Genomic DNA, 21721 nt, shown 5'->3' on the forward strand with positions numbered 1-21721 from the left:
ATCACATCGCCAGCAGAAGCAATAGCTTTGCCGGATCTGCCTGTTTACAACCGGGCAGAGGCTGTTAGATTGGACGTCTATCCATCTATAACAACGGCAACGTGAAACATCCAACAAGGAGTGTGTGATGAAAGATGCGACCCTGGCCCTGCACCACGGCTTTTCCAGCGACCCCACCACCAAGGCGGTGGCCGTGCCCATCTACCAGACGGTGGCCTACGAGTTCGACAGCGCCCAGCACGGGGCGGATCTGTTCAACCTGGCGGTGCCCGGCAACATCTACACCCGCATCATGAACCCCACCAACGACGTGCTGGAACAGCGCCTCGCCGCCCTGGAGGGGGGCATAGCCGGGCTGGTGGTGTCGGCGGGCTCCGCCGCCATCACCTACGCCATCCAGGCGCTGACCGCAGCCGGGGACAACATCGTCTCCACCCCCCAGCTCTACGGTGGCACCTACACCTTGTTCGCCCACATGCTGCCGAGCTTCGGGGTCGAGGTGCGCTTCGCCAAGGATGACAGCGCCGAGGCCATCGCCGCCCTCATCGACGACAAGACCAAGGCGGTCTACTGCGAGAGCATCGGCAACCCGGCGGGCAACATCGTCGATCTGGCGGCCTTCGCCCGGGTGGCCCACGCCCGCGGCGTGCCCCTCATCGTCGACAACACGGTCGCCACCCCGGTGCTGTGCAAGCCCATAGAGCACGGTGCCGACATAGTGGTGCACAGCCTCACCAAGTACGTGGGGGGCCACGGTAATTCCCTCGGCGGCGTCATCGTCGACTCGGGCAAGTTCCCCTGGGCGGATCACGCCGAGCGCTTCCCCCAGCTCACCCGGCCAGAGCCCTCCTACCACGGGGTGGTCTATACCGAGGCCTTCGGCCCGGCGGCCTTTATCGGCCGGGTGCGCACGGTGCCGCTGCGCAATACAGGCGCGGCGCTCGCCCCCATGAACGCCTTCCTGCTGCTGCAGGGGCTGGAGACCCTGAGCCTGCGCATGGAGCGCCACGTGGACAACGCCCTGCGGGTCGCCCATCACCTTAAAGGTCACCCCAAGGTGGCCTGGGTCAGCTATGCCGGTCTGCCGGGCCACCCTCACTACCCGCTGGCTGAGCAATACATGAAGGGCCGTCCCTCGGCCATCCTCTCCTTTGGCCTGAAGGAAGGGTACGAGGCGGGGGTGCGCTTCTACGATGCCCTCAGGATCTTCAAGCGGCTGGTCAACATCGGCGATGCCAAGTCCCTGGCCTGCCATCCCGCCTCCACCACCCACCGTCAGCTCGGCGAGGAGGAGCAGGCCAAGGCCGGGGTGAAACCCGAGATGATCCGGCTGTCGGTGGGGATCGAGGCCATCGAGGACATACTCGCGGATCTGGATCAGGCCCTGGAGGCCTGAGGCCAGTTTCCCCCAACAGTTACCCAGCAAAACGCCCCGAACTCGGGGCGTTTTCTATTGGAGCTGGAGCGACAGATCCGGCGGCGGCTCTCGGGATCCTCGGTCGGCTCCCGCCACTCAGCAAGCGTGGGAGAGGATCCTCGCCACCTTGTCGGGATCGATATCCTGGCGCTCCCCCGGCGCCGTCAGGCCGAAGCGCCTTGTCGATGAGCAGACCTCAGCAGGCGTGGGAGAGGATCCTGGCTACCTTGTCGGGATCGATATCCTGATGCTCCCCGAGGGCTGTCAGGCCGAAGCGTTTGAGGTTGGAGCAGATGCCCGGGATGCAGCGCGCGTCCAGCCCATAGTCGGCGAGCCGGGTGCCCACCCCCATCTGCTGGAAGAACTGCTCGGTACGGATGATCGCCTCCTCGATGCGCAGCGCCTTGTCCTCCCGGCTGGAGTGCCAGACCCGCTCGGCGAACTGGGCCAGCTTCTCCTGCTTCTGGGCAGCCTGCTCGCGCAGCAGAGAGGGCAGCACCACCGCCAGGCTCTGGGCGTGATCCAGCCCGTGCAAGGCGGTGAGCTGATGGCCGATGGCATGGGTGGACCAGTCCTGGGGCACACCGCGGCCGATGAGGCCGTTCAGCGCCAGGCTGGCGGCCCACATCAGGTTCGCCCGCACCTGGTAGTCGGTGGGGTCCACCAGCGCCCTGGGGCCGTTATCCACCAGCACCTGCAGCAGGCCCTCCGCCAGCCGGTCCTGCACCTCGCCGCCCACCGGGAAGGTGAGGTACTGCTCGGTGATGTGGACGAAGGCATCCACCACGCCGTTACCGATCTGGCGCACCGGCAGGCTGTAGGTGGTGGTGGGATCCAGCACGGCGAACTGCGGCAGCACCAGCGGGCTCATGAAGGAGAGCTTGGCCTCCCCCCGGCTCACCACGGCGGCGGGATTGCTCTCGGAGCCCGTGGCGGGCAGGGTCAGCACGCAGCCGAGGGGCAGCGCCGCTGAGACCTCGGCCTTGTGCAGCAGCATGTCCCAGGGATCCTCCCCCTCGAAGCGGGCGGCGGCGGCCACGAACTTGGTACCATCCACCACGGAGCCGCCCCCCACCGCCAGCAAGAAGTCGATGTCCTCGCGCTTCACCAGGGCCACCGCCTCCATCAGCTGATCGTACTGGGGGTTGGCACCGATACCGGGGAACTCCTGCCAGTCCATCCCAGCCAGGGCATCACACAGCTGCTGATAGACCCCGTTCTGCTTGATGCTGCCACCCCCGTAGAGCACCAGCAGGCGACTGCCCGCCGGAATGAGCTCTGGCAGGCTGGCTATCTGGCCCTCCCCGAAACAGACGCGGGTCGGATTGGCATATTGGAAGTTGTACACGGCAGAGCCCTCGGTTGAATGCATGCAGGGGGATTGTGCGCCCCCGGACGGGCGAGGTCAAAAAACGGGAACACCCTGCCAAATTGAGGGGAACCACGCGAAGGGGATGGTACTCAGGTGTGACTTTGCTATGGTGGTAACGGGAAGCGGCCACCCGGCCCTTGCCATCGTCGGCTCATCGCTGCCACTTCGCCATCGGGGCGCACCATTTTCTGGTCACAGGATCTTTATGATGAAACTGAAACACGCTTGGATTGCTGGTCTGCTCACCCTCTCGTCGGTCTCCCTCGTGCAGGCCGCCGTGGTCACCACCAATGTGGCCGTCACCCCCGGGGAGGCGAGCCTGGCGGAGGAGGTCACCGCCAAGGCGACGGTCACCGCCATCGACCTGGCCACCCGCAAGGTCAGCCTGAAGAATGCCGAGGGCAAGCCCTTCGATCTGGTCGCCGGGGAAGAGGTCACCAACCTGCAGAACATCAAGGTGGGGGACGTGGTGGCGCTGCGCTACCTGCAGCTGCTGGATCTGGAGCTGCTCAAGGGCACCGCCGGGGTGCGCAAACGCCTGGTGGAGGTGGAGGGCAGCAAGGCCGCCGCCGGGGATCAACCGGGGGCCGGAGCCGGCATGCAGGTGACCATCTACGCCGACGTCATCGAGGTCGACAAGGCGACCCAGACCATCAAGGTGAAGGGGGTGGACAAGACCCTCACCGTCAAGGTGAACGACCCGGCCCAGTTTGCCCTGATCGCCAAGGGGGATCAGATCAAGGCGGTCCAGACCACGGCCATAGGCATCGGGATTGAGCCGGAGAAAAAATAAGGCGCTGGCGGTTCAACCAAGAGAGGGAGGGGTTTCCCCTCCCTCTCATCTCACCGGTCCGGACGGGCAATCTCTTGCCTCCATGACACAGAAGATTGCCGTTTGGGTCATAACCCCCTAGGCGGTCGTCACTTCCGATTTATTGCCGGTGAGTTTCTCCATGGCCGCCTTGAGCATGGCATCACGTTGCTCGGTCAGGGCCTTGGTCTGGGCCTCCCGTTCCTCGCTCGACAGCTGCTTGTTGCCGGCCACCTCTTTAAGCTGGCTCTCGAGATCGTCAAATTTCTTGCGATCGAAGCCCAGGGCCTTGTCCACCAGCTGCTGCACCACCGCATTATTGGCGCTGCCACTCTGGCTCGCGTTCTTGCCGCTCCTGGCCAGATGTTCATAGGTCAGCACCTGCTGCGCCTTGCCGGTCATCACCTGGCTGGAGAGGCTGACCTGCTGATCCCAGCCGCCCCCCTGCGGGCTGTCGCTGGCGCTGAGGGTGGCCAGGGCCCGTTGCTGGGACGCGCTCTGGGCGAGTTGCTGACCATAGGGTTTGATATCCATGAGGGCTCCAAGCTGTCTGCCGGTCTTGCCGGCCTTCGGGGAGGCTTCCCCGTCATGGCCAGAGACCAGCAAGGAGCAGGCCAACTTGTTCGAGTCCCCGCCATCTGCCGTTTTCACTCTTGATGAGCTGCTGTTTACACTGCCTTTGCCTGCCAGCACCACAGATGTTACCACCTCCTCCCAGTTTTACCGAAGGAAGTGCAAGAATGAACCGCAGATCACAAAACAAACAACCACAGAGGCATACCATGCCAGCGCACAATACGGTCAGGACGCGGTATTGTGGATGAAGTGTTTGCAATATCAATAAGATGCAGACCAATCTACCGGCATCCCCAGGTTGCCGCCCAAGGCCTGCGGCAAGCCCCATCTCATCACCCTGCCTGACTCACACTCACTATCAGCTTCGGGCACCCCAATGAAAAGACACACCTTGAGTCTCCTCTCCGCCACCCTGCTCAGCCTGCTCGGCACCAGCGCCGACGCCTGCACCGGCCTCATCGTCGGCAAGGGCGCCAGCGCCGATGGCAGCATCATGATCGCCAGAAACGAGGACTTCGGCGTCAACAACTGGAACAAGCACCTGGTCTTCCACCCCGCCCAGCAGAACGAGGGCAAGCAGTGGAAACTCGGCAACGGGCTCGAGGTGCCCATGCCAAAGGCCTTCCTCGCCTACTCCGCCATCCGTGACTGGGATGCCGCCACCAGCGATCCCGCCGGTAAGTACTACGAGGAGCGCGGCATCAACGAGGCCAACGTCGCCATCTCGGCCACCACCAGCGCCGAGGTCAACGAACGGGCCCAGAAGGCCGATCCGCTGATCGAGACCGGGGTCATCGAGGCCGTCATCCCCACCCTGATCCTGCCCCAGGCGAGGAGTGCGAAGGAGGGGGTCGAGCTGCTCGGCCGCTACGTGGAGACCCATGGCGCCGGTGAGGGCAACAGCCTCTATCTGGCAGACGTGAACGAGGCCTGGCTGATGGAGATTGGATCTGGCCACCACTGGATCGCGGTGCGGGTACCGGATGACAGCTATGCCATGGTGGCCAACGGCCTGCGCATTCACGGGGTGAACCTGGACGACGCCGATGTGCTGCACTCCCCCAAATTGCTGGAGTTCGTGCGCGAACACAAACTGCTGGATAACGCCGATCCGAAAGATTTCAACTTTGCCAAGGCGTTCGGGGTCATCGCCGATCCCTACAACGTGGACAGGGAGTGGCTCGGCCAGCAGCTGCTGAGCGCCTCCCACAAGCAAGCCACCCGTCAGGCGCAATACCCCCTGTTCATGAAGCCGGACGCCCCCATCGCCGTGCCGGACGTCACCAAACTGCTGAGCGCCACCTATCAAGGCACGCCCCTCGATGGCAAGGCGGAGCGGCCCATTCGCATCGACCGGCAGCTCGAGTCCCACATCATCCAGCTGCGCAAGGAGATGCCAAAAGAGCTGCAGGGCCTCATCTGGCAGAGCTACGGCGTGCTGGCCGAGTCGGTGATGATGCCCCTCTACAACACTCTGGAGTCCTATCCCCTGCCCTATCGCAGCGGCAGTGACAGCTACTCCGACGACTCCGCCTACTGGCAGTTCCGCAGCCTGACCGCGCTCGCCAACACCAACCCGGACAAGTACCTGCCGCTGCTGCGCGGGGTCTGGGACAAGGAGAGCCAGAAGCTCTATCAGGAGGTGGCGGTGCTGGACAAAACCCTCAAGCAGACCTACGCCAGCGACAAGGCCACGGCGCTGGGGCTGGCATCGGATTACTCCTACGGCCAGCTGGAGCAGAACTATCAGCTGGCCAAAGAGCTGCGCTACAAGCTGATGACGGATCTCACCAAGAGCAGCGAGAAAAAGTACTCGGAGGCGGAATTCAAGAAGATCATGAGCCTGTAGCTCAAAACTTCAGCATAAAAAAGAGGCACCCCAGGGTGCCTCTTTTCATCTCGGCAATGAACCAGCCCTCAGCGACGGCTGATGTGGAGCGGACCGAAGGTCTGGGCCACCGGCATGATCTCTATGCTGTTGATGTTGACGTGGGCGGGCTGCTGGCTGACCCAGAGCACTGTGCCTGCTATGTCTTCCGGCTGGATGGCCTGCACCCCCTGATAGACGATCGCCGCCTTGGCGTCGTCGCCGTGGAAGCGCACGTTGGAGAACTCGGTGCCACCGCACAGGCCCGGCTCCACGTTGGTGACGCGGATGGCGGTGCCCGCCAGATCCGCGCGCAGGTTCAGGCTGAACTGCTTCACGAACGCCTTGGTGGCGCCGTAGACGTTGCCGCCCGGATAGGGATAGGTGCCGGCGATGGAGCCGATATTCACCACGTGGCCGCGGTTGCGTTCCACCATGCCCGGCAGCAGCAAACGAGTGAGCAGGGTCAGGCCGCTGATGTTGGTGGCGATCATCTGCTCCCAATCCTCCAGATCCGCCTTGTGGGCGGGCTCGAGCCCGAGCGCCAGCCCGGCGTTGTTGACCAGCAGATCCACTTCTGACCAAGCGGCGGGCAGGCCAGCGATGGCGGCCTTGGTGGCGGCTTTGTCCTGTACGTCGAACACCAGGGGCAGGAACGCCTCACCGAGCTCCTCGGCCAGGGCGGCCAGCCGGTCGGCGCGCCGACCCGTACCGATCACCTTGTAGCCCGAGTTCACCAGCAGGCGACTGATGGCCTCACCAAAACCGGACGAGGCGCCCGTTACCATTGCAATCATCTGAACCTCCATTGTCATCTATCTTGTTGATAGCTAAAAGTAATTCAATTATCTCGTCCAGGATCAGCGAACCGTCGCCAGAGAAACGCCAGCAGGTGCAGCCCGAACAGGCCCGAGCCCCCAAGGGCGAACAGCAGGGCGGTGAGGGCATTGACCGAGGCATCGGCCCCCAGCCACCACCAGGCCAGCCAGCCGACCAGGCCAATGGCGAAGGTCTGGCCGGCGCAGACCGGGCAGCGGCCCAGCCTGGCGCGGATGGCGGTGGCGAGGCAGTCATCACAGCTCATGCCCGATCCCGCTTCGCGGGCCGCAGTGACAACACCAGCCGGTGTGCATGCTGGCCCGGCCCGTAATAGTCCGGCAGCCTGAGCCGGGAGCGAAATCCCAACCCATGGTAGAGGGCACCGGCCTCGGTATTGGCATCGGATACCTCGAGGCGGATGGCCCCCCAGCCTGCGGCCCTCCCCTCGGCGATCACCTGCTCCAGCAGGCGGCGAGCCCAGCCCTGGCGGCGCACCGTCCAGCGGATGGCGAGGGTCTGGATGGTGAGCCTGTCCCAGCCCCTGTGCTCCAGCACGCACAGATAGCCCATCAGCTGGGCCTTGTCGTCTTCCAGCAGCAGGGTACGGCCCCTGGCCTGATTGAGCAGATAGTGCCAGCGGCTGCGGCCAAAGGCGACCTCGGGGGGAAAACAGTAGCGCTCCAGCCGGGTGATGGCGCCCAGATCGTCGGGTTGGGCGGCACGTAGGGTCAACAAGGCGTGTCCTCGTTCGGTTATTTATCCTCAGCACCAAAAATGCGACTTGTATCACAAGTTACCAAGGCAGATAGTAGGCACTGTAACCTCTTGTTTCCCCTCGCGCCATTGTCGTGCTTGTCGGTGCATCGAAGCCCACTGGGGAGACTGCCATCCGGGCAGTCCTTTTTGTGGAGCCGAAAATATGAGTACCTATGTCATCGTCGAGGAGTTGGGCGACTGGCCCTGCCATGCCGACTACCTGCTGACCGCCCGCACCTACCTGCAGCACGGCCTGCCCACCACGGGGGGGCGTCCCCGCATCATCAACCTCTGTCGCAGCCTGGAACACCTGAGCGCCGGCTACTACTGCTCCCTGCTGGCCCAGGCCCGCAGCCACCACTGCCTGCCCGGCTTGCAGGCCATCAGCCAGCTGCAACCCCAGCAGCCGCCGGCCAAGCTGTGGCGCAAGCTGCAGGGCTGGCTGAGCCGCCAGAGCGAGGACAGGATCCGGGTACGCGCCATCTTCGGCCAGTGCGAGCAGAGCGAATTGGCGGGGCTGGCCCGCTACTACTACGGCCTGAGCCAGTTGCCGCTGCAGGAGCTGACCCTCAAGCGCGGCCGCCACGGCTGGTCGGTGCGCCAGCAGCAGAGCCTGTCACCGCTTGAGCTGAGCCAGGGCGAGAAGGAGCTGATGCTGCAACACGCCCAGGCCCTGGTGGGGGCCAGCGACGAGGAGCAGGCGGCGCCGCTCTACCAGCTCGCCATCCTGGTGGATCCCAACGATGGCCGTGCCAGCAGCGACGAGCTGGCCCTGGGCCGCTTCATCCAGGCCGCCGCAGCCCAGGGGATCCGGGCCGAGATCCTGGCCCCCTCGGCCATAGAGCGGCTGCCGGAATTCGACACCCTCTGGCTGAGATCCGAGACGGCGGTGGGCCACTACACCTTCGAGTTCGCCCGCCGCGCCGAGCAGCTCAAGATGCCAGTGATCGACAGCTCCCGCGCCATCCTCGCCTGCAGCAACAAGCTCTATCTCTACGAGCTGATGGTGCGCAGCGGCGTGCCCATGCCCCCGACCATGGTGGTGACCCGCCGCGGTCGCCACCATGTGGACGAGCTGGTGCAGCGGCTCGGTCTGCCGCTGATGGTGAAGGTCCCCGACGGCGCCCAGGGGCGGGATCTCGCCATGGCGAGTGACGAGCAGCAGCTCGCCCGCCTGCTGGACGAGGGGCTGGGTCGCTCCGCCCTGCTGCTGGTGCAGAGCCGGATCCCCGCCGAGTTCGACTGGCGCATCGGCTTCCTCGACGGCTCGCCGCTGTTCGCCTGCCGCCGCTTCCGCCCGGAGCCCGGCAACCGGATCCGCCGCCGCAAGCACCCCCTCGACCTGAGCCGCATCGAGGCGCTCCCCCTGAACGAGGTGCCGGAGCGGGTGCTGCAGACCGCCCGTCGCGCCGTCCATCAGCTCGGCAACGGCCTGTTCGGGGTGGACCTGCGCCAGCAGGGGCGAGACTGCGTCTTGCTGGAAATCATCGACAATCCCTGGATACGTGGCGATATTGAAGACAAGGAGGCGAAGGACCTCTATGAGCGCCTGGCCAGGGCCTTCCGGCAACGACTGGAGAACCGGGGGCAGGGCACGGCCGGATAACAAGATCGAATGCAGAGGTGAACATGATGACAACGCAGTGGTGGGACATAGCGCCCCTCGGCTGGGAGAACATCCTGGCCTGTCTGGTGTGCGGCGGTCTGGTGGGGCTGGAGCGCCAGCTCCACGGCAAGCCGGTCGGCATTCGCACCTCCTCCCTCATCGTGCTCGGCACTTACTGTTTCCTCGCCATCGGCGCCGCCGTCAGCACGGTAGCCGCCGATCAGGCCCGGGTGCTGGGCCAGCTCATCACCGGCATCGGCTTTCTCGGTGCCGGCGTCATGATGACCCGGGATGGCCAGGTATTGGGAGTCACCTCGGCCGCCACCATCTGGATGCTGGCGGCCCTCGGCGCCCTCATCGGCATAGGATTGCTGCACCAGGCCCTGCTGCTCACCGGCGTCACCCTGGGGATCCTGGTGGGAGTTCACTACCTGGAGACCAGCTTCAAGAGCCTGCGCCGCGGCGTGCACGACAGGCTGGAGAGCTGGCGCAACGGCAATGGCCATCCCCCTGCCGGCAACCACAGGGACGAACTCGGCAGCGGCATCGAGAAGTAGCAATGCCTCGAAGTCGGATCAAAAAGGGCTCCCATGGGAGCCCTTTTTGATGCCTGATACCCCCCGTTATTGCAGCAGCAGGAAGCGACCCGTCAGAGGCGGCAACTCGACCGTCACGCTGCTGCCGCCGATGCTCAGGCTCTCGCCGCTTTGCAAGTCCAGCAGGGCGCTACCGCTGCGCAGCTTGCCGACCGGCAGGCTGTAGCTCTGGGGCGTGCTGGAGACGTTGAGCAGATAGACGATCTGCTCGGCAGAGGTCTGCTTGATGTCCCCGTAGACGCTGCCGTCTGCCACCAGCTTGACCCGTTCCCCCTGATAGAGGGCGGGGTGAGCGGCACGCAGGGCCAGCAGCCTGCCGAGCCAGGCCTTGAGATCCGCCTGCTCGCCGCTCGGTACGAAGCCGGTGACGCCCGGTACCTTGCCATCGCTGCGGGCCACGTGATCGTCGCACAACCCCTGGGCCGCACAGTCGCCGCTCACCGCCTTGGCGAAGCCCGGTACCTCGTCGCCGAACTCCTCCCCGTAATAGAGGGTGATGGGACCGGAGCGGGCCGCGAGGAAGCTCAGGGCCGCCTTGTGGCGCAGCCAGTAACCCGCCGGGTCGAAGTCGCCGCGCTCCAGCAGGTCGCCGAAGCGCACCAGATCGTGGTTGCCCAGCATCAGGTTCGGCATGGCGTGGTTCGGGTAGTTCTCCACCTTGTTCCAGCTGGCATCGAGTACGCTGGCCCCCTGCCCACCCTTGCCGGATTCCTCCACCGCCAGGGCCTGCACCAGGCCGTAGCGCAGGGGGAAATCGAACGCAGAGGGGAGCGCCGGCTTGTCGCTCGGGCCATAGGCCTCATTGCGGATCTCGTCCGCCCCCTTCCACACCTCGCCCACAAGGTAGCCCAGGGTACCCCACTGCTGGCCGGCGGCCTTGCGGGCCGCGCTCGCCTGCTCCACCTCGGTGCGGATGGCGCGCCAGTCGTCCAGACCCAGCTGATAGGCCTGATCGAGACGCCAGCCGTCGATGCCGTACTGCTCGATCCAGTGACGGGCCACCTCCCTGAAGTAGGCGAGGCTCTCGGGCTTGCCGTAATCCACCAGCTGGCCGGGATAGCCGGCGCCGCCGCTCTTGAGGGCTGGCAGACGCCCCTCGGGAGAGGGCTTGCTCACCCCCACTTTATTTACGTGGCCGAACACACCGTCGAGCAGGACATAGAGGCCCCGCTTGTGGGCCTCGTCCACCAGGGTCTTGAGCTCGGCATTAGTGCCGAAGTTGGGGTCGACGTTGAAGAAGTCACAGGCGAAGTAACCGGTGGCGTCCAGCCTGTCGTCCCCCCCCTGACCGGCGCAGGAGTCGAATACCGGGGTCAGCCAGAGGGCGTTGACGTTGAGACTCTTGATGTGGTCCAGGCTCTGGATGATCCCCTGCAGATCGCCGTTGTGCCGGGAGGGGCCATAGCCGACCCCGTAGTTGGCACCGCCGTTCCCGTCGACGAAGGATTCCACCATCACCTGATAGATCCTCAGGTTGCAGGCGGCCAGATCCGTGCCATAGCAGGCCCGGGCGGCCGCAGGCGGAGGTGAATTGACCACGGGCGGCTGGGTCTCGGCATTGGAACCGCCGCCGCCACTGCCGCACGCGGAGAGGAGCAAGGCTGCCCCCAATAGAGCGCCATGGCGCAACTTTCCCTGTTTCATTGTTATCTTCCCGCTGTGGAGGTGCAGGCGCAGGGTGCGCCGTACTGCTGCCATAATAACCAACGTGCAGAAGGGGGTCTGTGACTGAAAACGTTATCTGGTTCAGCGTGTTAGCACAGCCGGTTCAATGCAGGTTGCGGCTGTTGAACGCCTCACGCTCGTCGATGGGGGTGATGAGGTGATAGACCTCGTGGGCGGCCAGCACGCAACCGCCCGGCCAGGCCAGCTGATGGCGGTCGTTGATGAAGACCCGGGCACAGCGCCGTTCGGTGGTCAGGGTGGCGAACAGGGGCTGGTCGCGCCAGGGGGTCAGATCCAGCGCCCCCGTGGTGCCGTCGGAGAGCACCACGAACAGGCACCACCCCTGCAGATACTCCACATCCAGAAAGACCGGCATGATCTCGGCTCCATTCGAGAGATACCGGCGCCATTATAGAGAAGCCAGCCCCCGGCTTGGTGATGGCAGTCACATTTCAATCAGCCGTTTATACCGTCGACTCACCAGGAAATGACGGTAAAACAGCGAGATGGCTCCCCGATACACATTTTTCCTGCCCCCGGCCGCAACCTTCCCAAGGGGCCGATGTCATAGTTTTGCAACACAATAAAAAGTGGCCCCGGATGGGCTCTAAAAACAGGCTTTTTTCAGGAAAAACAATGACAAGGATAAGGAATTGGATGGGACCTTTTTGGCCCATAGCCGTGTTTTCGGCGATCGCGCTAATCGCCCTCTCCGCGAGCCGGATAGGCCTGGGACTCTGGCAGCAGGAGCGGGTTGACGCCGTCGACGGCTGGTCACAGCTGTTGCTGCAAGGCCTGAGGGTCGATTTCGCTACCCTCTGCTGGGTGTGGGGCGTGCCCGCCGTCTTCACCCTGCTGCTGGCCGGCCCCCACGCCCTCGGTCGGCTCTGGATGCAGTTGATCCGGGTCTGGCTGACCCTGGGACTCTGGCTGATGCTGTTCCTCGAGATCTCCACCCCCTCCTTCATCACCGAATACGGGGTACGTCCCAACCGTCTCTACGTCGAATACCTCATCTACCCGAAAGAGGTGCTCGCCATGCTGTGGGCCGGGCGCAAGGGAGAGCTGCTGCTCGCCCTGGTGTTCAGCACAGGCGTACTGGCCGGCGGTTGGTGGCTCGGCGGCCGCCTGATACGGGATCTCAGCTTCCCGCGCTGGTACTGGCGGCCCGCCTTCGCCCTGCTGATCCTGGCCGTCGGCTTCCTCGGCGCCCGCTCCAGCCTGGGCCATCGCGCCCTCAACCCCGCCATGGTGGCCTTCGCCAGCGATCCCCTGATCAACGCCCTGGTGGTCAACTCCTCCTACTCCCTCTTCTTCGCCATCAAGCAGATGGGGGCCGAGGAGAATGCCGGCGAGCTCTACGGTGAGCTGCCCCGGGAGCGGATCCTGGAACTAGTGCGTGAGGAGAGCGGCCGTCCGAGCCAGGACTTCAGCTCTGAGACCCTGCCGAGCCAGAGCTTCAACGAGGCCAGCCATACCGGCAAGCCGAAGAACCTGGTGATCCTGCTGCAGGAGAGCCTGGGGGCCCAGTTCGTCGGCTCCCTCGGCGGTCTGCCCCTCACCCCCAATATCGATGCCCTGTCGAAGGAGGGCTGGGCCTTCAACCAGCTCTATGCCACCGGTACCCGCTCGGTACGCGGCATCGAAGCGGTGCTCACCGGCTTCACGCCGACGCCGGCCCAGGCCGTGGTCAAGCTCGGCAAGAGCCAGACCAACTTCTTCACCATCGCGGACTTGCTCAAGCAACGGGGCTACAACACCAGCTTCATCTACGGCGGCGAGAGCCACTTCGACAACATGCGCAGCTTCTTCCTCGGCAACGGCTTCAGCCACATCGTCGAGCAGAAGGACTTCGAGAACCCTGTGTTCGAGGGCTCATGGGGTGCCTCGGACGAAGATCTGATGACCAAGGCGGACGAGACCTTCCGGGCCTTGAGCAAGGCGGGCAAGCCCTTCTTCAGCCTGGTGTTCAGCTCGAGCAACCACGACCCCTTCGAGTTCCCGGACGGGCGCATCGAACTCTTTGAGCAGCCCAAGCAAACCCGCAACAACGCCGCCAAGTATGCGGATTACGCCGTCGGCGAGTTCTTCAAGAAGGCACGCCAATCGGATTACTGGAAGGACACCCTGTTCCTGGTCATCGCCGATCACGACAGCCGGGTCGGTGGCGCCAGCCTGGTACCCATCCCCCGCTTCCACATCCCCGGGGTCATCGTCGGTGAGGGCATAGCCCCCCGCCAGGATCCGCGCATCGTGAGCCAGATAGACATGGCGCCGACCCTGCTCTCCCTGATGGGGATAAGTGCCGACTACCCCATGCTGGGCAAGGATCTGACCCGGATGCCGGCGGACTGGCCGGGGCGCGCCCTCATGCAGTACGACAAGAACTTCGCCCTCATGCGGGGCAGGGACGTGGTGATACTGCAGCCGGAGCGGGATGCGGAGGGCTATGTGTATGATCCGGCCAGCCAGCGTCTCACCCGGGCGCAGCAACCGGAGGCCATGAAGGAGGCGGCACTCGGGCTGGTGCTCTGGGGCAGCCTGGCCTATCAGCAAGGGCTCTATCAAACCGCGCCGGACAACTTGACCGTGCTGAACTGATGAGGGTCCACAGACAAAAAAACCGCCAACTGGCGGTTTTTTTGTCTCTTGCGCGGCTCAGGGCTGGGAGAAGCAGGGCAATGAGCGGCTGAACTTGTGCTCGAACACCAGGGAGGTCTCCAGATGCACCACCTCCTCCCGCGCGGTGAAGTGATCGAACACGAAGTTGCGCAGATGTTCGGTATCGGCGACGCACAGATGCACCAGGAAGTCGTCCTTGCCCCCCATGTGGAACAGGCTGATCACCTCGGGCAGGGCCAGGATGGCGTCGCGGAAGGCGTCGATGATCTGCCGGCTGTGGCGGGCCAGTTGCAGGGACACCATGGCCTGGATATGACCACCCAGCGCCTGATAGTCCACCTCGCAGTGGGCCCCCTTGAGCACCCCGTCCTGCTGCAGTTTGCGGACCCGCTCCAGACAGGTGGACGGAGCCACCCCGACCAGGGCGGCCAAATCCTTGTTGGTCATGCCCGCATCGCGAAACAGATGGGCCAGGATGTCCAAGTCCAGTTGATCCAGGTTTCTCATCTTCACTCCTTGCATCGCTCGATTTTTTTAAGACTCTGCCCGTAAACCGGGCCGAACACAACGCTCATTGACATGGCAATCACTGTCTCTATGCTTTGCCGCACTCGGGCCCGGCGCCGACAGATCCGTTCAACACCAAGCCACCCTCACAAGGAATCCCATGCACCCCTCCCACCCCTTCTGGAGCCTGGAAGTCCCCCGTCTCGACGGCCAGTTGCTGCTGACCCCCTGCCCCGGCACCCAGCAGGTCCCCGCCCCGCAAGCCTTGAGCCAGCTGCAACTGGCCGGAGCCCGGGCACTCATCACTCTGGTGACGACTGATGAACTGGAGGCCCTGAGCCTGAGCCGGCTCGGTGCCGAGGCAAACGCCAGGGGCATGGGCTGGTTTCATCTGCCCATTGCGGACGACGAGGCACCGGATGCCGACTTCGAACAGGCCTGGCGCCGGCTGTTGCCGGAGCTCATCGCCCTGCTGCGGGACGGCAAACAGGTCGCCATTCACTGCCGCGGGGGGAGTGGTCGCACCGGTCTGGTGGCGGCCGCCCTGCTGATGGCGCTGGGCCAGCCGCAATCGGAGGCCATGGCCGCCGTCCGGGCCCGTCGGCCCAAGGCCTTCACCCTGGCCAGCCATCGCCTCTGGCTCGATGGCTGGGCAAGGAAGCTGGCCGACTGAGAGCATGACTCCTTGGGCTGTGGGCAGCTGAACAGCTTGCCGATGTTCCTCGCCTTGTCACGGACAAGCCAACCCGATGACCTCTAGGGCTTGGGCTGCTCGTAGGTGAACACCTTGCCGATGTCCTCCACCTTGTAGCTGGTGAGCTGGTAGACGTAGTAGTTGAGCCAGTTGGAGAACAGCAGGTGGCCGTGACTGCGCCAGCTGGCGCGGGGCGTCCGGGTCGGATCGTTGGCCGGGTAGTAGTTGACCGGCACGGCTGGGGTGAGCCCGGCCGCGAGATCCCGCTGGTACTCCCCGTCCAGGGTCGAGGCGTCATATTCCGGGTGCCCGGTGACGAACACCTGGCGACAATCCTTGGTCGCCGCCAGATAGACCCCCGCCTCCTCGGATTCGGCGAAGATCTGCAGATCCGTGTGGGCGCGGATGAGCGCCCCGTCGAACGCCGCATAACGGGAGTGGGGGGCGACGAACTCGTCGTCGAAGCCCCGCAGCAGCGGCTCGTGCTCATCGAGACGATGATGGCGATAGACCCCTGACAGTTTCTCGCCGTGGGTCTGCTTCTCCATGCCATACAAGGCTTTCAGCGCCGCCTGCACCGCCCAGCACAGGAAGAGGGTGGAGGTCACGTGCTGATGGGACCACTCGATGATCTCGACGATGCGCGGCCAGTAGACCACCTCCTCGAACTCCACCAGCCCGAGCGGCGCCCCCGTGATGATCATGCCGTCGTAGTTGTTGCCCCGCACCTGCTCGAAGTCGTGATAGAAGTTCTCGAGGTGAGCCTGAGGGGTGTTCTTGGACTCCCGATCGTCGATGCGCAGCAGATCCACGTCCACCTGCAGCGGCGAGTTGGAGAGCATCCGCATCAGCTGGATCTCGGTCTCTATCTTCTTGGGCATCAGGTTGAGGATGAGCACCCGCAGGGGGCGGATGTTCTGGGTGACGGCCCGGGATTCCGTCATGACGAAGATGTTCTCTTCCCCCAGCACTTCGGCGGCGGGCAACTGGTCCGGGATCTTGATCGGCATGCTGACTCCCTGTACTGCATCGGTAAATATGTCTGGACATCTAGAAGCCTATAATAAAGCACCCGCCCTGTCATCAGATACCTTTTCTTCATTCCACCCTTTGACTAGCATACGACTTCACTCTGTTTCTCATGCCCAAGCCCATGACAGGTATCAAGATCTCGGTAGATCGGCTACAAGTCGGCAATTATGTCTCCCTGCCACTGGGCTGGCGCGAACACCCCTTCCTGTTCTCCAGCTTCAAGCTCAAGAACGAGCAGGAGATAGCGCTCATCCGCCGGCTCGGCCTCAAGCTGGTGACCATCATCCCCGACAAGAGCGACACGCCCCCCAGGCCCGTCGACCAGGTCAGGGCACCATCGACCGACGGCGGCGCCCTCGCCAGCCGTCAGCAGGAGATGCAGCAGGAGAAAGCCAGGCGCATCGAGCAGCTGCAGCGCTATCGCCGGGATCTGCAGCAGTGCGAGAAGCACTTCCAGCAATCCCTGGCCCAGGTGCGCAGCCTGATGGGCAAGATCCAGTCCCGCCCCCTCAACGCCATCGGCGAGGCCAGGGAGCTGATCAACGCCATGACGGAGCAGTTGCTGTCGGTGGACGAGATGGTGCTGCACCTGGTGTCGGGCAGCGAGGATGACAACAGCCTGCAGTTCCACTCCCTCAACGTCAGCGTGCTCAGCATGCTGCTGGCTCGTGAGTGCAAGCTGCCGGCGGAGGCGATCCGCCAGGTCGGCATGGGGGCCCTGTTCCACGACATCGGCAAGCTGAAGCTGCCAAGCCAGTTGCTGCGAAAGAGCGGCCCTCTAACCAAGCCTGAGCAGAACCTGATGGCCCAGCATCCCCGCTACGGAGTGGATCTTCTGAGTCACGCCAGGGATTTCCCGGAGCAGGCCAGGAGCATAGTACGCCACCACCACGAGTACCTGGATGGCAGCGGGCCAGAGGGGCTCAAGGGGGTGCAGCTCGATCCCCTGACCCAGATAGTCTCCCTGGTCAACGAGTACGACAACCTCTGCCACCTGAAGGCCAAGGTGCCCTACTCCGCCCTCGGCAACCTCTACAAGTTGCGCAAGGGGCAGTTCAACATCGACTACCTCGGCATGCTGATCCGGCTGATGGGGATCTACCCGCCGGGCAGCGTGGTACAGCTCTCCAACGGCCAGGTCGGGCTGGTGATGTCGGTCAACAGCGCCCGCCTGCTCTACCCCGCGGTGCTGGTGTACGATCCCCGCATCCCGCGCCAGGAGGCGGCCATCATCGATCTCGAGCAGGCCGAACTCACCATCGCCAAGGTGATCCACCCCAAACGGCTGCCGCCGGCTGTGTTCGAGTATTTGAACCCGCGCACCCGGATCAGCTACTACTTCGAACACGGCAAGCCCTGAGCAGGGCACTCATCTTTGACCTCAGGAGTCTGCATGCGCATCGAGATAATCAGCACGGGGGATGAAATCGTCACGGGGCTGGTGGTGGACACCAATGCAGCCTGGCTCAGCGCCCTGCTGCTGGAGCAGGGCTGGCAGGTGCGTCGCCGCGCCACCGTCGGCGACAACCTCAAGGACCTCAAAGCCGTGCTGCAAGAGAGCAGCGAGCGCGCCGAGGTGGTACTGGTGTGCGGGGGGCTTGGGCCCACCGCCGACGATCTCACCGCCCAGGCGGCCGCCGAGGCGTTTGATCAGCCGCTCACCCTCCATCCGGACTGGCTCGCCACCCTGGAGGCGCGCTATGCCGCCCGGGGCATCCCCATGCCCGCCAGCAACGCCAAGCAGGCCAATCTGCCCCAGGGCTGCGAGATCCTGGACAACCCGGTGGGCACCGCCTGCGGCTTCCTGGTCCGCCATCCAGCCAGCCACGGCCTGAGCCAGCTGTTCTTCACCCCGGGCGTGCCGTTCGAGTTCAAGCAGATGGTGTGCGAGCAGATCATGCCGCGCCTCAAGTACCTGGCCGGAGAGCAGACCGACACCGAGTTGCGCCGCTTCTATACCTTCGGCATCTCGGAATCGGCACTCTCCGACAGGCTGGATGCCGCCCCCTGGCCGACCGGCATAGAGCTCGGCTATCGCTCCTCCATGCCGCTCATCGAGTTGAAGCTCATCGGCCACGGGGCGAGCGTGGTAGACATGGATGCCGCCGAGGCGCGCCTGCTCGGGGAGATCTCGCCCTGGTTGGTGGGGCGGGGGAACCAGGAGCCGGCCAGCCAGATCCTGACCCTGTTGGGCGAGCGGCCGCTCACCCTGATGGAGGGGGAGAGCCGGGGCGCCCTGCTCGGTCTCTGCCACGACTATCCCCAGCTACAGGCCCATTTCGACCCTCAGCTACCCAGCGAGCTGGCCCAGCTTGCAGGTTCAGGAGCTGGGCTCAGCCTCACCATAGGCAGAGCGGGAGCGGACGGTGTACCCCTGCTGCTGTGTGCCGATGGCGAGTCCATCGGCCAGACCCTTAAGGTCCGCCACCCGGATCCGGGCAGCGGGCGAAAGATCCTCGCCTTCGCGGCCCTCGACATGCTGCGCCGCCACCTCTCTGGGCTGCCGGTGATCGCGGACTACCTCACCTTGCCAAGAAGCGCCGAACGCCGGCGTTAGCCTCCGTCAACGCCAGTGACCCCGGGCTCAGAGGATCGGCAGCAGGGATGCCAGGGTTCCCAGCCCCTGGCCACCCTGAACCCAGTAACCGGCCAGCGCCAGGGTCAGCAGGCAGAAGGCCGCCTCGTAACCGCCCCCGCTCTTGAGGGGCAGGCCGGGCAACCGAAAGCGCCGACGCAGGGGCCAGAACAGGGGGATCCCCGCCGGGGTCAGCCAGTCCCCCAGCAGATGGCTGAGGTAGCCGATGATGAGGGCATCCTTCACCGCCACCGAGATAAGGCCGGGCCCCTGAAACTGCGCCAACCCCCAGACGCCGGCCCCCACCGCCAGCAGGCTGTGAGTGAACCCCCTATGGCCGAACAGCCGCGACAGCGGCCCCGAGATCCAGGGCAAGCGCCGGCCGAGCAGGGACTTGGGGTGATCGAGATCCGGCAGCAGGGCGCTGCCCAGGGCCAGCGGCACCAGTTGCCAGAGGCTGGCATCCGCCAGGGCCGGGGTCAGCTCCAGCTTGTGGGCGATCAGGGTGCAGGTAACGGCAAACAGCAGGTGGCCTTGGGCGGTCATGATAGGGATCGATGGAGCAAGGGATGGACGGATGGGGTGCAGGTCCGGCGAGACCGGGCGGCCGATTAGAATCCCTCTGGCCGCAATGAGCAAGACGAATGTTGATCAAACCTCACTTTCACAGTCATTTATTCCACAAAACACCTATCCCACACGCCACTAGCGACTCATTCAACGCCAATCTCACCATCCGACAAGGAGGTCGGCCAGCCTGAGGAGGCCAGCCGACCCGGATCAATCCAGGCTCTTCTTGAAGCGGCGGGCGGCCAGGGTCAGCATCAGCAGGGTGAAGCCCGCCAGCCAGAGCACGTCCGGCAGCAGATCCCCCATGTCGCCGCCCCTCAATACGATGCCTCTGATGAGCCGCATAAAGTGGGTGGCGGGCAGCACCTCGGCCACCCACTGGGCCGGCACCGGCATCCCCTCGTAGGGGAACATGAAACCCGACAGCAGGATCGACGGCAGCAGGATGAACACAGTCATCTGCATCGCCTGCAACTGGGTCTGGGCCAGGGTGGAGATGAGCAGCCCCAGGGTCAGGCTGGCGGCGATAAACAGCAGGGTCGCCAGCAGCACCTGGCTCAGGGCACCGTTGATGGGTACCGCGAAGATGAGGTGGCCGAGACCGAGGATGATCACCACCTGGATCAAGCCCACCACTATGTAGGGCAGGATCTTGCCGATCATCAGCTCCAGCGAGCTGACCGGGGTGGTGATGAGCAGCTCCAGGTTGCCGCGCTCCCGCTCCCGCACTATGGCCGCCGAGGTGAACATGATCATGGTCATGGTGAGGATCACCCCGAGCAGGCCGGGCACTATGTTGACCGCCGCCCGGCGGGAGGGATTGAAATAGAGCACGGTCTCGAAGGTGGGGGGGGCGCTCTCGGCCCCCGGCTTGAGTCCGGTGAGAGGCATGGCGCGCAGCCCCAGCAGGGCGCCGGCGATCACGGTATCCGAGCCATCCACCAGCCACTGGCCCGCACTCTCCCCGTCGCTCAGGCGACGACTCAGATCCCGGGGCAGCACCAGCACGGCGCGCACCTCCCCCCGGGTCAGGGCGGCCTCCGCCTCCTGCAAGCCCACGTAGCGCCGCTCTATCTGCACCACCTGGGTGGCTTTGACCGCCTCCACCAGCAGCCGCCCCGGCACGCTCTCGCTCATGTCCACCAGCCCGGCCGGGATCTGGCGCACATCCGTGTTGATGGCGTAACCGAACAGCAGCAGTTGCAGCAGGGGGATCATGACCACCATGCCGAAGGTCAACCTGTCCCGCGCCAGCTGCCTCAGCTCCTTCTGGGTGATGGCCCAGAGCCGCCTCAGACTGTTCATGCCCTGCGCTCCTGTCCGGTACAGCTCACGAACACATCCTCCAGGCTGGGTCTGACCGGAGCCAGGCTGGCATCCGCCAGGGCCGGGCAGGCCTGCCGCAGCCAGGGCACGGGATCCGCCAGCTCCTTGTCCACCAGCACCCGCAGCCGCTGGCCGAGCTGGGCGGCGGAGCGCACCGGCGCCAATTGCAACAACTGCTGCTTGAGCAGCCGCAGATCATTGGCCTGCACCTCCACCACCCGGGTGCTCATGGCCTCCATCAGCGCCTGGGGGGAGCCCTGGGCCCGCACCTTGCCCGCCTCCATGATGGCGAGGCCGTGACAGCGCTCCGCCTCGTCCATGTAGTGGGTGGTGACCAATATGGTGGTGCCCCCCTCGCTGAGATCGAACAGCTTCTCCCAGAAGTCGCGCCGGTTCTGGGGATCCACCGCCGAGGTGGGCTCGTCCAGCAGCAGCAGATCCGGGCTGTGGATCACCGCCGCCGCCAGCGCCAGCCGCTGCTTCTGGCCGCCGCTCATGGCCCCGGCACGGCGACGTGCCAGCGGGGCCAGCTCATAGGTCGCCAGCAGCTCGTGCAGGCGGGCGTCGAGGGCCCGGCTCCCCATGCCGTGGATCCGGCCCATGAACTCCAGGTTTTCCCAGGCGGTGAGCTCGTCGTAGAGAGAGAACTTCTGGGTCATGTAGCCGATGCGCCGGCGCAGCGCCTCCGCCTGTTTCGGGATGGCGAGCCCCAGCACCTCTATCTCCCCCTCGGAAGGGGTGAGCAGGCCGGTCAGCATGCGCAGGGTGGTGGACTTGCCGCAGCCGTTGGGGCCGAGGAAACCCTGTATCTGCCCCCTGGGCACCGCCAGCGCCAGCCCGTCCACGGCGAGGAAGTCGCCGAAGCGGCGGCTCACCCCGCGGGCACTGATGGCGAGCTCCCCCAAGGATG

At 64.8% G+C, this 21721-nt stretch carries 21 protein-coding genes; 9 read left to right on the top strand and 12 right to left on the bottom strand.

Annotated features, from left to right (window positions below):
* Positions 1-127 precede the first annotated feature (127 nt).
* Positions 128-1396 (top strand): O-acetylhomoserine aminocarboxypropyltransferase/cysteine synthase family protein, encoded by a 1269-nt coding sequence (locus ACRCYW_RS19370; RefSeq protein ID WP_438551629.1) that lies wholly within the window; start codon positions 128-130, stop codon positions 1394-1396.
* Positions 1397-1613: 217 nt separating this feature from the next.
* Here ACRCYW_RS19370 and ACRCYW_RS19375 read toward each other — a convergent pair whose 3' ends face one another.
* Positions 1614-2789: an iron-containing alcohol dehydrogenase gene (locus ACRCYW_RS19375; RefSeq protein WP_438551630.1), complete on the bottom strand. Its 1176-nt coding sequence runs from the start codon at positions 2787-2789 to the stop codon at positions 1614-1616.
* 208 nt (positions 2790-2997) lie between these two features.
* Here ACRCYW_RS19375 and ACRCYW_RS19380 point away from each other — a divergent pair, with 208 nt between their 5' ends.
* Positions 2998-3582, top strand: a complete 585-nt coding sequence (locus ACRCYW_RS19380) for a hypothetical protein (RefSeq protein ID WP_438551631.1) — start codon at positions 2998-3000, stop codon at positions 3580-3582.
* Positions 3583-3699: 117 nt separating this feature from the next.
* Here ACRCYW_RS19380 and ACRCYW_RS19385 read toward each other — a convergent pair whose 3' ends face one another.
* Positions 3700-4134, bottom strand: a complete 435-nt coding sequence (locus tag ACRCYW_RS19385) for a hypothetical protein (protein WP_438551632.1) — start codon at positions 4132-4134, stop codon at positions 3700-3702.
* A gap of 418 nt (positions 4135-4552) precedes the next feature.
* Between ACRCYW_RS19385 and ACRCYW_RS19390 the strand changes: the two genes are divergently transcribed.
* The gene (locus tag ACRCYW_RS19390; protein ID WP_438551633.1) at positions 4553-6025 is read left to right on the top strand and encodes a C69 family dipeptidase; all 1473 of its coding nucleotides are present in this window, start codon (positions 4553-4555) and stop codon (positions 6023-6025) included.
* Between the two features lie 68 nt (positions 6026-6093).
* Here ACRCYW_RS19390 and ACRCYW_RS19395 read toward each other — a convergent pair whose 3' ends face one another.
* Genes ACRCYW_RS19395 through ACRCYW_RS19405 form a run of 3 tightly spaced genes read right to left on the bottom strand, consistent with a single transcriptional unit; the run spans position 6094 to position 7597 of the window.
* Entirely contained in the window at positions 6094-6840 is a 747-nt protein-coding gene (locus ACRCYW_RS19395; RefSeq protein WP_438551634.1) for an SDR family oxidoreductase, read from the bottom strand.
* 44 nt (positions 6841-6884) lie between these two features.
* On the bottom strand, positions 6885-7127 hold the full coding sequence (locus ACRCYW_RS19400; protein ID WP_438551635.1) for a DUF3624 domain-containing protein: 243 nt from the start codon (positions 7125-7127) through the stop codon (positions 6885-6887).
* On the bottom strand, positions 7124-7597 hold the full coding sequence (locus ACRCYW_RS19405) for a GNAT family N-acetyltransferase (protein WP_438551636.1): 474 nt from the start codon (positions 7595-7597) through the stop codon (positions 7124-7126). Before ACRCYW_RS19405 ends, ACRCYW_RS19400 begins: the two co-directional genes overlap by 4 nt.
* A gap of 184 nt (positions 7598-7781) precedes the next feature.
* Between ACRCYW_RS19405 and ACRCYW_RS19410 the strand changes: the two genes are divergently transcribed.
* Both ACRCYW_RS19410 and ACRCYW_RS19415 read left to right on the top strand, forming a co-directional pair.
* Positions 7782-9224, top strand: a complete 1443-nt coding sequence (locus ACRCYW_RS19410) for a RimK family protein (RefSeq protein WP_438551637.1) — start codon at positions 7782-7784, stop codon at positions 9222-9224.
* 23 nt (positions 9225-9247) lie between these two features.
* The gene (locus ACRCYW_RS19415; protein WP_438551638.1) at positions 9248-9781 is read left to right on the top strand and encodes an MgtC/SapB family protein; all 534 of its coding nucleotides are present in this window, start codon (positions 9248-9250) and stop codon (positions 9779-9781) included.
* A 66-nt stretch (positions 9782-9847) separates the two neighbouring features.
* Here ACRCYW_RS19415 and ACRCYW_RS19420 read toward each other — a convergent pair whose 3' ends face one another.
* Positions 9848-11464 (bottom strand): alpha-amylase family glycosyl hydrolase, encoded by a 1617-nt coding sequence (locus ACRCYW_RS19420; RefSeq protein ID WP_438551639.1) that lies wholly within the window; start codon positions 11462-11464, stop codon positions 9848-9850.
* Between the two features lie 124 nt (positions 11465-11588).
* Positions 11589-11861, bottom strand: coding sequence for a DUF2442 domain-containing protein (locus ACRCYW_RS19425; RefSeq protein ID WP_438551640.1), 273 nt, complete (start codon positions 11859-11861; stop codon positions 11589-11591).
* Between the two features lie 260 nt (positions 11862-12121).
* On the opposite strand from ACRCYW_RS19425, the gene ACRCYW_RS19430 reads away from it, so the two are divergent.
* Positions 12122-14086, top strand: coding sequence for an LTA synthase family protein (locus ACRCYW_RS19430; RefSeq protein WP_438551641.1), 1965 nt, complete (start codon positions 12122-12124; stop codon positions 14084-14086).
* Between the two features lie 57 nt (positions 14087-14143).
* Here the strand turns inward: ACRCYW_RS19430 and ACRCYW_RS19435 are convergent, their stop codons facing one another.
* A complete protein-coding gene (locus tag ACRCYW_RS19435) occupies positions 14144-14614 on the bottom strand; it encodes an Lrp/AsnC family transcriptional regulator (RefSeq protein WP_438551642.1) in 471 nt (156 codons plus the stop codon).
* Positions 14615-14774: 160 nt separating this feature from the next.
* On the opposite strand from ACRCYW_RS19435, the gene ACRCYW_RS19440 reads away from it, so the two are divergent.
* Entirely contained in the window at positions 14775-15287 is a 513-nt protein-coding gene (locus tag ACRCYW_RS19440; RefSeq protein ID WP_438551643.1) for a phosphatase domain-containing putative toxin, read from the top strand.
* 83 nt (positions 15288-15370) lie between these two features.
* On the opposite strand, the gene metA is transcribed toward ACRCYW_RS19440, so the two are convergent.
* The gene (gene metA / locus ACRCYW_RS19445; RefSeq protein WP_438551644.1) at positions 15371-16318 is read right to left on the bottom strand and encodes a homoserine O-succinyltransferase MetA; all 948 of its coding nucleotides are present in this window, start codon (positions 16316-16318) and stop codon (positions 15371-15373) included.
* Between the two features lie 143 nt (positions 16319-16461).
* Here metA and ACRCYW_RS19450 point away from each other — a divergent pair, with 143 nt between their 5' ends.
* On the top strand, positions 16462-17700 hold the full coding sequence (locus tag ACRCYW_RS19450; RefSeq protein ID WP_438551645.1) for an HD-GYP domain-containing protein: 1239 nt from the start codon (positions 16462-16464) through the stop codon (positions 17698-17700).
* Positions 17701-17733: 33 nt separating this feature from the next.
* Positions 17734-18897: a CinA family nicotinamide mononucleotide deamidase-related protein gene (locus ACRCYW_RS19455; protein ID WP_438551646.1), complete on the top strand. Its 1164-nt coding sequence runs from the start codon at positions 17734-17736 to the stop codon at positions 18895-18897.
* A gap of 27 nt (positions 18898-18924) precedes the next feature.
* On the opposite strand, the gene ACRCYW_RS19460 is transcribed toward ACRCYW_RS19455, so the two are convergent.
* The 3 genes from ACRCYW_RS19460 to ACRCYW_RS19470 all read right to left on the bottom strand — a co-directional run bounded on the left by ACRCYW_RS19460 (position 18925) and on the right by ACRCYW_RS19470 (position 21716).
* The gene (locus tag ACRCYW_RS19460; protein ID WP_438551647.1) at positions 18925-19461 is read right to left on the bottom strand and encodes a metal-dependent hydrolase; all 537 of its coding nucleotides are present in this window, start codon (positions 19459-19461) and stop codon (positions 18925-18927) included.
* 234 nt (positions 19462-19695) lie between these two features.
* Positions 19696-20790, bottom strand: coding sequence for an ABC transporter permease (locus ACRCYW_RS19465; protein ID WP_438551648.1), 1095 nt, complete (start codon positions 20788-20790; stop codon positions 19696-19698).
* Positions 20787-21716, bottom strand: coding sequence for an ABC transporter ATP-binding protein (locus ACRCYW_RS19470; protein ID WP_438551774.1), 930 nt, complete (start codon positions 21714-21716; stop codon positions 20787-20789). Before ACRCYW_RS19470 ends, ACRCYW_RS19465 begins: the two co-directional genes overlap by 4 nt.
* Positions 21717-21721: the final 5 nt, after the last annotated feature.

This window comes from Aeromonas sp., assembly GCF_051657805.1.
Taxonomy (GTDB): Bacteria; Pseudomonadota; Gammaproteobacteria; order Enterobacterales; family Aeromonadaceae; genus Aeromonas.

Bases quoted from the DNA above. Each gene is read 5' to 3' on its own strand.
- ACRCYW_RS19370 (WP_438551629.1), top strand. From the start codon at position 128: ATGAAAGATGCGACCCTGGCCCTGCACCACGGCTTTTCCAGCGACCCC.
- ACRCYW_RS19375 (WP_438551630.1), bottom strand. From the start codon at position 2,789: ATGCATTCAACCGAGGGCTCTGCCGTGTACAACTTCCAATATGCCAAT.
- ACRCYW_RS19380 (WP_438551631.1), top strand. From the start codon at position 2,998: ATGAAACTGAAACACGCTTGGATTGCTGGTCTGCTCACCCTCTCGTCG.
- ACRCYW_RS19385 (WP_438551632.1), bottom strand. From the start codon at position 4,134: ATGGATATCAAACCCTATGGTCAGCAACTCGCCCAGAGCGCGTCCCAG.
- ACRCYW_RS19390 (WP_438551633.1), top strand. From the start codon at position 4,553: ATGAAAAGACACACCTTGAGTCTCCTCTCCGCCACCCTGCTCAGCCTG.
- ACRCYW_RS19395 (WP_438551634.1), bottom strand. From the start codon at position 6,840: ATGATTGCAATGGTAACGGGCGCCTCGTCCGGTTTTGGTGAGGCCATC.
- ACRCYW_RS19400 (WP_438551635.1), bottom strand. From the start codon at position 7,127: ATGAGCTGTGATGACTGCCTCGCCACCGCCATCCGCGCCAGGCTGGGC.
- ACRCYW_RS19410 (WP_438551637.1), top strand. From the start codon at position 7,782: ATGAGTACCTATGTCATCGTCGAGGAGTTGGGCGACTGGCCCTGCCAT.
- ACRCYW_RS19415 (WP_438551638.1), top strand. From the start codon at position 9,248: ATGATGACAACGCAGTGGTGGGACATAGCGCCCCTCGGCTGGGAGAAC.
- ACRCYW_RS19420 (WP_438551639.1), bottom strand. From the start codon at position 11,464: ATGAAACAGGGAAAGTTGCGCCATGGCGCTCTATTGGGGGCAGCCTTG.
- ACRCYW_RS19425 (WP_438551640.1), bottom strand. From the start codon at position 11,861: ATGCCGGTCTTTCTGGATGTGGAGTATCTGCAGGGGTGGTGCCTGTTC.
- ACRCYW_RS19430 (WP_438551641.1), top strand. From the start codon at position 12,122: ATGACAAGGATAAGGAATTGGATGGGACCTTTTTGGCCCATAGCCGTG.
- ACRCYW_RS19435 (WP_438551642.1), bottom strand. From the start codon at position 14,614: ATGAGAAACCTGGATCAACTGGACTTGGACATCCTGGCCCATCTGTTT.
- ACRCYW_RS19440 (WP_438551643.1), top strand. From the start codon at position 14,775: ATGCACCCCTCCCACCCCTTCTGGAGCCTGGAAGTCCCCCGTCTCGAC.
- metA (WP_438551644.1), bottom strand. From the start codon at position 16,318: ATGCCGATCAAGATCCCGGACCAGTTGCCCGCCGCCGAAGTGCTGGGG.
- ACRCYW_RS19450 (WP_438551645.1), top strand. From the start codon at position 16,462: ATGACAGGTATCAAGATCTCGGTAGATCGGCTACAAGTCGGCAATTAT.
- ACRCYW_RS19455 (WP_438551646.1), top strand. From the start codon at position 17,734: ATGCGCATCGAGATAATCAGCACGGGGGATGAAATCGTCACGGGGCTG.
- ACRCYW_RS19460 (WP_438551647.1), bottom strand. From the start codon at position 19,461: ATGACCGCCCAAGGCCACCTGCTGTTTGCCGTTACCTGCACCCTGATC.
- ACRCYW_RS19465 (WP_438551648.1), bottom strand. From the start codon at position 20,790: ATGAACAGTCTGAGGCGGCTCTGGGCCATCACCCAGAAGGAGCTGAGG.